13 protein-coding genes are annotated in these 13,083 nt (G+C 61.4%); 2 read left to right on the forward strand and 11 right to left on the reverse strand.

The annotated features are described in order from the left end of the window. Positions 1–58: 58 nt before the first annotated feature. The 11 genes from KF827_RS03655 to KF827_RS03705 form a co-directional block, all read right to left on the reverse strand. Positions 59–1,072: an extracellular solute-binding protein gene (locus KF827_RS03655; protein WP_291000260.1), complete on the reverse strand. Its 1,014-nt coding sequence runs from the start codon at positions 1,070–1,072 to the stop codon at positions 59–61. Continuing rightward, a complete protein-coding gene (locus KF827_RS03660; protein ID WP_291000263.1) occupies positions 1,069–1,917 on the reverse strand; it encodes a DeoR/GlpR family DNA-binding transcription regulator in 849 nt (282 codons plus the stop codon). The genes KF827_RS03655 and KF827_RS03660 overlap by 4 nt, the downstream gene beginning before the upstream one ends. Before the next feature lie 189 nt (positions 1,918–2,106). Beyond that, positions 2,107–2,727 (reverse strand): flavin reductase family protein, encoded by a 621-nt coding sequence (locus KF827_RS03665; RefSeq protein ID WP_291000265.1) that lies wholly within the window; start codon positions 2,725–2,727, stop codon positions 2,107–2,109. Positions 2,728–2,831: 104 nt separating this feature from the next. Further along, entirely contained in the window at positions 2,832–5,108 is a 2,277-nt protein-coding gene (locus KF827_RS03670) for a xanthine dehydrogenase family protein molybdopterin-binding subunit (protein ID WP_291000268.1), read from the reverse strand. Between the two features lies 1 nt (position 5,109). Beyond that, the gene (locus KF827_RS03675) at positions 5,110–5,925 is read right to left on the reverse strand and encodes an ABC transporter permease (RefSeq protein WP_291000273.1); all 816 of its coding nucleotides are present in this window, start codon (positions 5,923–5,925) and stop codon (positions 5,110–5,112) included. After that, positions 5,922–6,755: an ABC transporter permease gene (locus KF827_RS03680; protein ID WP_291000276.1), complete on the reverse strand. Its 834-nt coding sequence runs from the start codon at positions 6,753–6,755 to the stop codon at positions 5,922–5,924. The genes KF827_RS03675 and KF827_RS03680 overlap by 4 nt, the downstream gene beginning before the upstream one ends. Positions 6,756–6,794: 39 nt before the next feature. Then, a complete protein-coding gene (locus KF827_RS03685; protein ID WP_291000279.1) occupies positions 6,795–7,820 on the reverse strand; it encodes an extracellular solute-binding protein in 1,026 nt (341 codons plus the stop codon). Continuing rightward, positions 7,817–8,332: a (2Fe-2S)-binding protein gene (locus KF827_RS03690; protein WP_291000282.1), complete on the reverse strand. Its 516-nt coding sequence runs from the start codon at positions 8,330–8,332 to the stop codon at positions 7,817–7,819. The genes KF827_RS03685 and KF827_RS03690 overlap by 4 nt, the downstream gene beginning before the upstream one ends. A gap of 11 nt (positions 8,333–8,343) precedes the next feature. Then, the gene (locus tag KF827_RS03695; RefSeq protein ID WP_291000285.1) at positions 8,344–9,219 is read right to left on the reverse strand and encodes a xanthine dehydrogenase family protein subunit M; all 876 of its coding nucleotides are present in this window, start codon (positions 9,217–9,219) and stop codon (positions 8,344–8,346) included. Between the two features lie 7 nt (positions 9,220–9,226). Next, positions 9,227–9,928, reverse strand: a complete 702-nt coding sequence (pepE, locus tag KF827_RS03700; RefSeq protein WP_291000288.1) for a dipeptidase PepE — start codon at positions 9,926–9,928, stop codon at positions 9,227–9,229. After that, a complete protein-coding gene (locus tag KF827_RS03705) occupies positions 9,928–11,028 on the reverse strand; it encodes an ABC transporter ATP-binding protein (protein ID WP_291000291.1) in 1,101 nt (366 codons plus the stop codon). Before KF827_RS03705 ends, pepE begins: the two co-directional genes overlap by 1 nt. Positions 11,029–11,366: 338 nt before the next feature. On the opposite strand from KF827_RS03705, the gene KF827_RS03710 reads away from it, so the two are divergent. After that, positions 11,367–12,065: a GntR family transcriptional regulator gene (locus tag KF827_RS03710; RefSeq protein ID WP_291000294.1), complete on the forward strand. Its 699-nt coding sequence runs from the start codon at positions 11,367–11,369 to the stop codon at positions 12,063–12,065. 5 nt (positions 12,066–12,070) lie between these two features. Then, positions 12,071–13,075: an LLM class flavin-dependent oxidoreductase gene (locus tag KF827_RS03715; protein ID WP_291000297.1), complete on the forward strand. Its 1,005-nt coding sequence runs from the start codon at positions 12,071–12,073 to the stop codon at positions 13,073–13,075. The last annotated feature ends 8 nt before the right edge of the window (positions 13,076–13,083 follow it).

Raw genomic sequence — 13,083 nt, forward strand, 5'->3', positions numbered from 1 at the left:
TCAATCCGGGCAGGAAGGAAGGATCAGGCGGCAGCATTATGCCGCCGCCTGACAGGCTTCAGTTCACTTCGTTCTTGTAGCGGTCGATGATGCTCTTCTGCGCGGCGGCAAGTTTCTTCAAGTCGATCGGCTTGGCGCGGGCATATTCGGCATCGGGCAGGAACTTGGCCTTGGCTTCGGCCGACAGCTTGTCGGCGAAGACCGGGCGCAGGAAGGCATTGCCCCACATCGCCTGGCTGTCATCCGACAGCACGAAATCCAGCACCTTCTTGCCGTTTTCGGCATTCGGGCCCTTGTTGACCAGGCCCATCACGTAAGGGAACACCACCGAGCCTTCGCTGGGGATCACGAATTGCACCGGCGCCTTGTCGGTATACTGGCCGCGATAGGCGTTGAAATCGTAATCCAGCAGGATCGGGATTTCGCCGGAGATCACGCGGGCATAGGAGGTCTGCTTAGGCACGATGGGATCGTTCTTGGCCAGCTTCTTGTAGAAGTCGATGGCCTTGTCGAGATTCTCGTAAGAACCGCCCAGCGCGAGATTCACCGCCATCACGCCAAGCTGGCCCACGGCGGCCGAAGTGGGATCGAGATAGCCCACCATGCCCTTGTAATCGGGCTTCAGCAGATCGGCCCAGCTTTGCGGCACCGGCTTGCCGCGCAAAGCCTGCTTGTTGACGAACAGGCCGAGCGTGCCGGAGTGGATGGTGAACCAATAGCCATCGGCATCCTTCAGGCTGGCGGGAATCTTGTCCCAGCCCTGCGGCTTGTAGGGGGTGAGCACACCGGCATCCTTGGCCGGATCGGCGGCAATGCCGCCAAGATAGGTGACATCGGCCACCGGGTTGTTCTTTTCGGCGATCAGCGCCGCGATGGCCTGGCCGGAATTCTTGTTATCCGGCGGCACCTGGATGCCAAGCTTGGATTGGATGGTCTTGAGCTGAGAGCCCCAATCGGCCCATTCCGGCGGGCAATTATAGCAGATGGCGCGGGCCTGCGCGGCGGCATCCTGCGGCAGGCTGCCAAGCGCGGCGATGCCGAGCGTGGCTGCAATAACGAGACGTTTCATCATGATTGGACTCTCCTGTCGGGTTGGACTTGAGGATGGGTCGGTTGCGCAACAGACGAAAGAACGGACAGATCGGCCACCACCAGGCGGCAGCCGGCCTCGGCCAGCATGGCGGCGATGGCCGGCGGCGGCGGCTGGTCGGTGAACACCATGCTGGCCTCGCAGACATGGCCACCGCGCACCGTGGCGCCGCGTCCGAATTTGGAATGATCGAGCACCAGGAAGCGCTGGCGGCAATTGCGCGCCAGGCTTTGGCGCATGGCCACTTCCTCCTGGCTGAAATCCAGCAACGTGCCATCCTCGGCCACGCCACCCACGCCATAGATGCCGATATCCACGGCAAAATGCGCGAAAAAGCCCTGCGCCTCGCCGGCCACCACATCGCGGTCGATATTCCGCATCTCGCCGCCGGCCAGGATGATCTGGGTATCGGGATTGCGGGCCAGTGCAAAAGCCACGTTCAGGTTGTTGGTCATCGCCCGCAGGCCGGCATGACCTGTCAGCGCCAGCGCACATTGCTCGGGCGTGGTGCCGATGCCGAAAAACAGCGAGGATCCCGCCGGCACCGCAGCCGCCACGGCGGCCGCGATGGCACGCTTGGCCTGCAGATTGAGGATACTGCGTTCCGGATAGGCCAGGTTGCGGCCATCGGCGATTTCGCGCGGCGGCGCTTCCACACCGCCATGGCGGCGACGCAGCAAACCGCGGTCGCAAAGCAGATTCACATCGCGCCGCACGGTTTGCGGCGTGACACCGAAACTGCCTGCCAGTGCCTCGATGGTCTGGAAGCCCTGATGGCGCACCAGATCCACGATGGCCCGGGCGCGATCATCCGCCGGAATCGCCACGACTCTTACGTTCCCTTTTCCCGAACGTTCCAGTTTGCCTGAAACGCTGCGCCGAAGTTCGTATGAAAATTATCCGGCGCTTGTTTTGGTTATTTTACGTTCGCATGAAATTTTTATGTCATCAAATGAAAAACGCCGCAACAGGCAAAAGCCTTTGTTGCGGCGCAATAATTCGACCCAATACCGCAACTATTGCGCGCCGGGCGGCCCCCAATGGCCAGGAGCCGATTGCGTGACGATGGGGCCCAACGTGGCGTAATTCGGCCCGGCGATACGGCAGATCGGGCGCAACTGCGCGGTATGCACCTTGCCGTTTTGATAAAGCTCGTCGCGGATATGGAAACACACCACCTCGCCGACATAGAACTCGGTAGCGCCCTGCCCGAATTTCGCCGCCGTGGAGAACCGGCATTCCATGCTGACCGGCACATCGCGCAAGCGTGGGCAACCGACGATATCGCTGGGAATGGTGGCCAGGCCGAATTTTTCGGCCTCGCTTACATCGGGTGGAAAATCAAAGGATGTGGCATGCACCTGCTGGATCATCGAATCATCGGCGATATTGACCACGAATTCGCCGGTACGACGCATATTGCCAGGTGTATCCTTCAAGCCGCGCATGCCGCCACCGATGCTGACGCCGATCATCGGCGGTTCGCTCGATACGAACGTGAAGCAGCTGAACGGCGCCAGATTCACATGCCCTGCCTCCGACAGCGTGGAAATCCAGGCGATCGGGCGCGGCACCACCACACCGGTCAACAACTTGTAGGTTTCAGGAACGGTGAGATCGGATGCCAGGATTTTCATCTGTGTCTCGCTGGTTGTGACTATGCCCGGGGCTATGCTCGGGGCTATGCCCGGGGCTATGCTCGGGGCTATGCCCGGGGCTATGCTCGGGGCGATGCCCGGGGCTATGCTCGGGGCGATGCCTGGAGTGCTGTTGCAACTTTTTCCGCCGTGATGGGCAGATCGGCAATGCGGCAACCGCAGGCGGCGGCTACGGCATTGGCAATGGTGGCCGGCGGCTCGATCACGGGCGGCTCGCCCACACCCTTGGCGCCGAACGGGCCGCTTTCACTTGGGCATTCCACCAGGATCGATCGGATGCGCGGCGCATCCACGGCGGTAGGCATCTTGTAATCGGTGAGATTGGCGTTCAGCACCCGGCCATCGCGGTAGACGATTTCTTCCGACAGCGCCTGGCCCAGGCCCTGCATCACGCCGCCTTCGATCTGGCCTTCCACGTAAATCGGATTGATGGCGAAACCCACATCCTGCGCCACCACATAATCCTCGATCCGCACCTCGCCGGTTTGCGGATCCACCGATACTTCGGCGGCATGAGCATGGAAGCTGGGCGAATTGAGCGTGGTGATCACCATGTTCTCGCTGCGCTTGGCATCATACATGGTAGGCGGTGCGATGAAGGTGCCATGGGCGATCAGGCCGCCGCCGGAAAGCTGCAGGCCACGGGCGATATCGGCCAGGCTGAGCGATTTGCCCTCGCCCGAAACCTTGCCATCGGCCAGGGTAAGCTTGTCCTCCGCCACATCCAGGCGCTTGGCCGCAGCAGCCAGCGCCTGCTGACGCAGGATGACCACCGCCGCACGGCAGGCATTGCCCACGGCAAAAGCCGTGCGGCTGCCTTGTGCACCATAATCGAACGGCGTGGCCGTGCTATCGGCACTCACGATGCTGATATCATCCACTGCAACGCCCAGATCTTCCGCCAGCACCATGGCCGCGCCGGTGAGCGCGCCGGTGCCGATTTCGGCGCAGCCGGTATTCATCACCACCTTGCCATCGGGATCCACCTTCACATACACGCCCGACGACCCCGATGTGGTGGTCCACCAACTGCACGCGATGCCCTTGCCACGCCAGGGGCCTGGCTTGCGATCCGCCCAGCCGATGGCATCGGCGGCCTTGCGCAAACATTCCTCCAGACTGACCTTGCCGAGCTGTTGGCCATTCGGGGCCACATCGCCATCGCGCAGAATATTGCGCAGGCGGAATTCCAGCGGGTCGAGGCCGATTGCCTCGGCGATGGCATCCATCTGCGCTTCCACGGCGAAATTCGCCTGCGGGCCGGATGGTGCGCGGAACGAGCCGGTGGGGGTCTTGTTGGTATAAACCGCCAGGCCCTCGATCAACAGATTGGGAATGCGATAGGGACCGGCCAGGATCAATGCCGAGGACGAACCGACACCAACGCCGGAGCCGGAGGTGGCGCCGGTATCCACGATGATGCGGCCCTGCTTGGCCAGGATGCGGCCATCGGCGGAGACGCCGGTTTTCAACTCCACGATCACCGGCTGGCGCGGATAGGCGGTGGTCATCTCCTCTTCCGTGCTGGTGACCATCTTCACCGGCCGGCCGCAGGCCTTGGCCATCACCGCCACATAATGCTCCACGCCCAGCCGCAGCTTGCCGCCGAAGCCGCCGCCGATCACAGTGCAGATCACCCGCACCTGGGAAGCCGGCACCATCAGGATATCGGCCAGGGTATTCTGCGCCTCGAAGGGCAACTGCGTGTTGGACCACACCGTATAGCGTCCGTCGCTATCCCATGTGGCCACGGCGGCGCGCGGCTCGGTATATCCGGGATGCACCATGCAGGTGCTGTAGCGATGGGTGAAGATGCGATCGGATCGGGCAAAGCCCGCTTCCACATCGCCGTAAATCAGCCGGGCGCGGTTGGATATATTGCCTTCGCGCCGCACCGTGGGCATGGCCTTGTATTGCAACAAATCCTCGTGTACCCGCGGCGCATCGGGCGCCAACGCAGCCTCCGGGTCGAACACCGCCGGCAGCGCTTCGTATTCCACCACGATGGCTGCCGCGGCGGCCTCGGCCTCGGCGGCGCTGCGCGCCACCACACCGGCTATCGGCTGGCCGATATAACGCACGCGCTCAGCGGCGAAAACCTCCATATCCTTGATGAAGGACCCATACCGCTCGCAGGGCACATCGGCCGCCGTAACGATGGCGCGCACGCCGGGCATGCGGCGGGCGGCATCCACATGCAGCGCCTTGATGCGCGCATTGGCCTGGCTGGAACGGCAGAGTTTGCCATGCAGCATGCCGGGAAGGGCAAAATCCGTACCGTAGATCGCCTTGCCGGTCACCTTGCCCACTGCATCGAAACGCGGATGGGATTTGCCCACAATCCTGTAATTGGCAGACATGTCAGGTGATCCTGTTCACCCCGACCATACGATCGATCAGCAGCACGAAAGCCGTGGTGCCGAGCATCATCAGCGCGGCGATGGCCGAGATGGTGGGGTCTACGCGGGTTTCGATATAGAAGTAGATTTCCACCGGCAGCGTGGAATTGCTTTGCGACAGAAACGCCGTGGCGGTGAAATTATCGAAGGAAATCACGAAGCAGAAGAAGCTGGCGGCGAAAATGCCGGCCTTGATCTGCGGCAGCGTGACCAGGAAGAAGGCCTTCAGCGGCGAGGCACCGAGGCCCACGGCGGCTTCTTCCAGCGAACGGCCCACGCGGGTGAGCGAGGCGCGGATCACCCGAACGGCATAAGGCAGGGTGAGCACGCAATGCAACACCACCAATACTGCAAATTTCCCGGTGAATTGCATGCGCGATACGAAAATCAGGAATGACAGGCCGATGATCACCTGCGGCACGATCAGCGGCGACATCAACACCGCATCAATCGCTTCGCTGCCGCGAAAGCGGTATTTGGTGAGCGCCAAGGCTGAGAGCGTGCCCAATGTCATGGCGCAAATACCGGAGATCAATGCCAATGCTATGCTGCGGTAGAATGGCGTCTTGAATTCGTCGATCTCGAACACATTCCTGAACCAGCGCAGCGAAAAGCCATCGGGCGGAAAGCTGGCATTGGTGGTGGAACTGAAAGCGCTGAAGAATGTAACGATCAGCGGCGCGACCACCCAGAGCAGCACGATAACGCTGATACCGGCAAAGATCGGATAAAGCGGATCCTTGCGCCGGGCGCCATCGGCCTTCGCATACGCGCTCATCGCGTGCCTCCCGGCAACAGGCGGTTGCCCAACGAATTGATACCGAACACAACCAGCAGGCTCATCAACAAGGTGACCACGGCGGCCGTACCGGCAAGACCGTAATTGAAGCCCACCATGGCCTGATCGTAGATCAGATTGCCGATCATCTTGAAGATGCTGCCACCCAGCAGAGACGGCGTGAGGTAGGCCGTGAAGCAGAACACATAGGCCAGCACCGCACCGCCCACGACGCCAGGCGCACTGAGCGGCAGGGTGATGCGGAAAAAGGCTTGCAGGGGCGTAGCGCCCAGGCCGTTGGCAGCCTCTTCATAGCGGCTGGAAACATTCTGCAGCACCGAGCTGATCGGAAACACCATCAGCGGCAGAGCCGAGGCGAACAAACCGATGGCCACGCCAAGCTCGTTATACATCAAGCGCACCGGCGTTTCGGTGAGGCCGATATATTTCAGAAAACGGTTGATCACGCCATTATTGCCCAGCATCAGCATCCAGCCATACATCTTGATCACGTAGATCGAGAAAAACTGGATGGCGAGCGCAAGCGTGATGAAACTGGCAAAACGCCGCGAACCCCGGCTCATCACATAGGCGATAGGATAGCCGGCGATCAGCGCCGCCAGCGTGACATAGCAGGCCACGCGGATGGAGCGCCAAAGATAGCCGAGGAAATGCGTGTCATTCACGAAACGGATATAATTGGCGAAAGTGAAATCCCCCGCCGGACTGCGCACACTCATAGACAACACGGTGGTGAGCGCCGCGAAGAAGACGACCAGCAGAATCATCGCCGGACTGACGAGCAGGAATGCTCTGATCTTTTGCGTCATGCTGACGGCTCCTTCGTGGCGCTCGACCGAACGGGAAAGTTACTGGATGACCTCGCGGTCATACTGGCTGATGATGTCTGACATGGTGGCGGCCAGATGGCCGTAATCCATGGCGTAGCTGTTATCCAGATTCTTCAGGATCGACTGCACCACATCGGGCCCCTTGGCCTTGTTGCTGGCCGGCATTGCACCGAAATCAGCAGCCATGCGGGTCTGCGCCGCATCCGATAGCAGGAAGTCGAGGAACTTCTCGGCCTGCTTCTGACGCGGATTGTTGGCCACCAGGGTGATCGGGGTTTCAGCCACCAGCAGCGGCTTTTCCGGCACCACGAAGCCGTAATTGCTGCCGGGTTTGATATAGCTGATCACATTGGGCAGGATGCCCCAGGCGACCAACCCAACTTCACCGGCCTCGAGCAGACGGATCGACTGCACGTTATTGGTATAGAAGGTAACCACGCTGGGGCGCAGTTGCTTCAGCTTGGCAAAACCTGGCGCCAGGTTCTTTTCGTTGCCGCCGGAGATCAGTGCCGCCATGGTGGGGAAATAGCCCGGATCGAAGCTGGCTGCGGGCGCGGCCATCTTGCCCTTCAGGCGCGGATCCCAAAGATCTTCCCAGGTCTTGGGCTCGAACGGCACCAGATCCTTGCGATAGAAGATGCCGCGCAGCGACACCCAGGCGGTAACGCCATGGGAAAAGACCAGAGAATTGTTGATATTCGCGGTGTTGGGAATCGCTGCCTTGTTGATAGGTGCGATCACACCTTCCTTCTTGGCGCGCTCGTAGTTCACCATGTTGGTGGACCAGATATCCACTTCCGGATTGCTCTTCTGCGCAATCAAGCGCGCCACGCCGGCTTCGCCTGCGCCCTGGGCGATCACGGTAACCGGCTGCTTGGTGGCGGCTTCGTATTCCTTCGCCAGATCGGTGAAGGTTTTCTGCCACACGCCGCCCCAGGTCATGAAGACCAGCGGCTTTTCCTGCGCCTGGGCAGGCAGATTGCCGCCCAGCAGACAGGCAGCCAATGCCATGGCCGCCGTCTTGATCATTGAAATCCGTTTCATTGCCTATCTCCTGTCGTTGTGGTTTTTATCTGACTCTGCTGCTGATTCATCTGCCGTGCCGCATGCGCCACCGCATCGACGATCTTCTGGTATCCCGTGCAACGGCAAAGCGTGCCGGCCAGGCCCTCGCGGATCGCCGCCTCATCGGGATCGGGCTGCGTATCCAGCAATGATTTCGCGGTGAGGATCATGCCCGGAATGCAATAGCCGCATTGCACCGCACCGCATTCGATGAAGGCGGTTTGCAGCGGATGCAATTCGCCGCCATGCGCCAGGCCTTCGATAGTGAGTATCTGCCGGCCCTGGCATTGCAGGGCCAGGGTGATGCAAGCATTCACCGCCTTGCCATCCAGCAATACGGTGCAGACGCCGCATTCGGCCTCCAGGCAATTGGCTTTGGTGCCGGTGAGGCCGAATTCATCGCGCAGCACATCCAACAGCGATGTATCAGGCGCCACATCGACATCATAACGCTCGCCATTGATCTGCAGGCTGACAGGATATCTGGTCACGGAATGCTGGCTCATTGGGCGGCCTTTTCGATGCGCAGCAGGCATTGCCGGATCGCGCGCGGCAGCAGCGCCGCCACCAAGCGGCGGCGATGTTCGGCCGAGGCTCGCACATCGCTGATTGGCACAGCAGCCGAAGCGGCGAGAATGCCGGCGCGCGACAGGCGGTCTTCATCCGGTTTGTGGCCCTGCAGCAGAATTTCCGCATCATGCGCGCGATACGCCATCGGCGCAGCCGCGCCCACGGCCAGCCGCACATCCTCAAGCCTGCCATCCGGCGACAGGCCGATGCAGGCGGCCACGCTGATCACAGAAATTTCCATGGCACGGCGACGGCCGGCCTTGAGAAAAGCGGTGGCCGCCTTTCCGGCCGGGCGACGGAAACGGATATGCGTGAGCAACTCATCGGCCGAGCGCGTGGTGCGACCCGGACCGAGCAGAAAATCCGCCAGCTTTGCCTGGCGCGGACCATTACCACCGGTCAACACCACTTCGGCATCCAGCGTGAGCAATTGCGGCAGCAGGTCGGCCGCCGGCGAGGCATTGCAGATATTGCCGCCGATGGTGCCGGCATGGCGCACCTGATTGCCGCCCACCACTTGCGCGCTTTCCACCAGGCCATAGAGCACCGGATCGGCGGCAAAGGCGGTTTCGATCTGTTTATGGGTGACCAATGCGCCCAGCGACACCAGGCCAGCCCCGCTTTCGATCTGTTTCAGACCATCCAATGCCTGCAGGCTGATCAGATGGCCGGGCTTGCGACGGCCACGGCGCATCTGGATCACCAGATCGGTGCCGCCGGCAATGAAATAAGCCTCGCTGCCCAGTCTGGCGGCGAGCGCCACGGTTTCGGCGACATCCTGCGGAATATGGAAGCCCTGCACGCTCATATCCGTCTCACGCCGGCTCGAGGGCCATCAACGGCACAGCTTCGCCGGCCTTCAGCCAGCGCGGCGCACGGCCGCGCAAAAACAGCTTGGCACGGCCGCTGCCCACCACGATGGCAGACTGGTTTTCCACCCGCACGGCGGTCTGTTCTTCGATGCCAAGCACCGGATTGCTGTTGACGGCGAGATATTCGCCGATGCGCTGATCGCGGGTTTCGCTGCCCGGCGCCATGGCCGGATCGCTTTCCTGGTAATGCGGATTGATCGTCCAGGGCACCAGGTTCATCGCGTCGAAGCGCGCAGTGCCCACCACATTCCAGTCATTGGTGGCAAGAATATTGGGGCCTGCGATATTGCTGCCCGCGCTGGTGCCGATATAAGGCATGCCGCCGCGCACACGTTCGGCCAGCAAGGCCAGCATGCCGCTATCGCGCAGCCTTTGCAGCAAGGCGAAACTGTTGCCGCCGCCGACAAACACCGCCTCGGCCTGTTTCAGCCTGGCAGGCAGGGCATCGTCCACACGGAAATGCTCGGCGGTGATGCCGGCCTGTACCAAAGCTTCGGCGGCGGTCTTGAAACGCGCCTCTTCATCATCCAGACGCGCCGCCGTGATATAGCCCACCCGGCGCACGCTACCCAGAAAATGATGGATATCCTGCAGGCAATGCCACAGCATTGGGCGGCCGGAATTGCTGATCAGCAGCAGGCGCATCACGCCTCCAACAGATCGTCACGGAACAGCCGTGCATCCTCGGCCCGCCAGCTCAGCAGCACCTCGGCGCCGGCATCGCTGGTGGATTGCACTTCCGCCGGCACATCCACGCGCAGCACGAGATCGGGCCGCACCGCAATCTGATACTTGATGGTGGTGCCGACGAATACCGAATTGACCACCGTGCCGCGCAGGCTGTTGCGGCCTTCAGCCACAGCCTGACCGGCCGACGCGATCTGTATCCGCTCGGGCCGCAGCATCAGCGTAACCGCACCGGCAGCATGCTTGCCGCCCAGGCGGTGCTGGCCCTCCAACCCATCCAGAACAATGCTATCGCCTGCCGGGGTCACGGCACCCGGCAGCATGTTCGCCACGCCGATGAATTCGGCCACAAAGCGATGCGCGGGATAATCATAAACCCTGCGCGGCGCATCCACCTGCAGGATGGCCCCGCGATTGAGCACCGCGATACGATCAGACAGCGACAACGCCTCTTCCTGATCATGGGTGACAAAAACCGTGGTAATGCCGAAGCGGCGTTGCAATTCACGCAACTCGAACTGCATGTCGCCGCGCAACTGGCGATCCAGCGCCGCCAGCGGTTCGTCGAGCAGCAGCACCGAAGGATTGAATACCAGCGCGCGCGCCAGGGCCACGCGCTGCTGCTGGCCGCCGGAAAGCTGAGTGGGATAGCGATGGCCGAATTCGCCCAACTGCAACTGCGCCAGAATGCGACGCGCCATCGGCTCGATCTCGGCCTTTGGGAAAGACCGCATCTTCATGCCGAAGGCGATATTCTCCAGCACGGTCATATGCGGAAACAGCGCATAATCCTGATAGACCATGCCGATATTGCGCTGATTGGGCGGCATGCCCACCACCGAACGGCCGCCGATGCGGATATCGCCAGACGCCGGAATCACAAAGCCGGCCACCGCCCGCAAAGTGGTGGTCTTGCCGCAGCCCGAGGGGCCAAGCAGGGAGAGGAATTCGCCGGGCTGCACGGTCAGCGACAGGTCGCGGATCGGCATCGTGTCGCCATAGGCCACCGAAATCCGGTCGACCTCTACCCCCACAGGCTCTTGCTCACGCACCGACATGGCCTCAGGGCCTTTCTACAAGGCAGCCCGCAGGCAAGCCAACAAACAGGTGGGGTATATCGGCCATGGCGGCGGATCGGGCGGGAATCAAACGCAGGCCTCCAGGAATTGGTGTGCGACTTATAGTTTCATCTTGCGGCACCAAGCTTGCGTACATGCCTTGCCGCAGCGCCACGTGACGCCGAATTGTCTTGTATACCGTATTCAGTGTCAATCCTGTTTTTCGATCCAAAAGTCAGTCATTTTTCTTTTATTTGCTCAGAATACATGATAACAGTAGCAATATATGGCGGTTTTGCCGCCATTAGAGCCATCATTATTTGTATACTGGATACAGAATGTTGGAAGACACCTTCAAGCTGCCACGCCGAGAACCGACCTGGAAAGGCGTTTATCGCAACCTTAGATTGGCAGTCCTAAGCCGCAATCTGCAGCCAGGCGCCCGCCTGATCGAGACCGAATTGTCTCAGGCCCTGGGTGTCAGCCGCACGCCGCTGCGGGAGGCCTTGGCCAAACTGAAACAGGATGGCCTGATCGCCAGCGCCGGCCGCGCCGGATATATCGTCACCGATCCGCGCCAGGATATTGCCGACGCCTATCATGTGCGCGCCGCCATCGAGGGCTATGCCGCGCGCCTGGCGGCACAAAACATCACCAACCCGGAAATCCAGCGCCTGCGTGAGAATGTGGCCGCCAACATGGCCATCGAACTGGGCGATACCGTGCGCCGCGCAGAACTGAACCTGGAATTCCATGAAATCGTGGCGCATGCCTCGCGCTCGCCGCGCCTGATCCAGGCTTTCGAAAATCAGCGCGAATTCATCTTCACCGACGAGGATATGCAGATCCATACACTGGAAGCCTGCCGCCAATTCGTGCGCGAGCATGAATTGCTGGTGGATGCCCTGGAGCTGCGCGATGGCGACAAGGCGGACCAGATCGTGCGCGCCCATCTGCATCGTGCCGCCGACCTGCTGCTGAACAACGAGCGGCCCGCCGGCACGAAAACCAAAGACAATTCCGTGGAAGCTGCGTAATCCTCATGAAACTCGGTATTGCCGTATTGCCTAAGCTGCCGCTGGCTGAATTCGTACGCCTGGGGCAGGAATGCGAAGCCAGCGATCTTGCCCTTTGGGTGCCCGACGAACGCTTCTTCCGCGATGTATTCGTTGCCATGGCTGCGCTTGCCTGCGCCACCAGCCGCAGCACCATCGCGCCTGGCGTGACCGACCCCTATATCCGCCACCCATTGCTCACCGCTGCCGCCATGGCCTCGCTGGATGAACTGTCCAATGGCCGCGCCATCCTGGGGATAGGAGCCGGCGTGAGCGGCTTCGACGCGCTGGGCATCAAGCGCCATGCACCCGCCACAGCGGTACGCGAGGCAATCGATATGTGCCGGCGTTTCTGGGCCGGTGAATCGATCACCAATCTGGATGGCCCGGTTTACGCCAAGGCAGCGCAGATGAATTTTTCGGCGCGGCAGATTCCGGTTTATATCGCGGGACGCGGCCCGAAGATTCTCGCGCTGGGCGGAGAAGTGGCCGATGGCGTTATCATCGGGCATTTCACCTCACGCAACGGAATCGGTTCGGCGCAGGAGCAAATCGCCGCCGGCCTGAAAAAGCGCTCACCCGAACGCGGCAAGCCGCAAACCCTGGTCTGGGCCTATACCTCGGTATCGCCCGATGGCGACGCAGCCCGCGCCGCCGTAAAGCCCGCCATCGGCCGCACCATCAAATCCACCCCGGAAGCGCTGGACCTGCTGGGTATCAGCGCGCCGCGCCTGCTGGAGGAACTGGAACGCCATGGCTATTCGCGTTCGGCGGCATATGACCGCGCCATGTGCGAAACCGTAAGCGATGAACTGGCCGGGCATCTTTCGATCGCCGGCACACCGCAGGAATGCATAGATCGCATCCGCGCCATCGAAGCTTGCGGCGTGGATCAGGTGATCGTACTGCCCTACCCAGCCGCCGGCATGACCATCCCCGAGATGACCCGGCTGTTTCTGAAAGATGTAATGCCCGCCATTCGCGGCGATTGAGAAGGCGC

The organism is Ferrovibrio sp., assembly GCF_019636075.1.
Classification (GTDB): Bacteria; Pseudomonadota; Alphaproteobacteria; order Ferrovibrionales; family Ferrovibrionaceae; genus Ferrovibrio.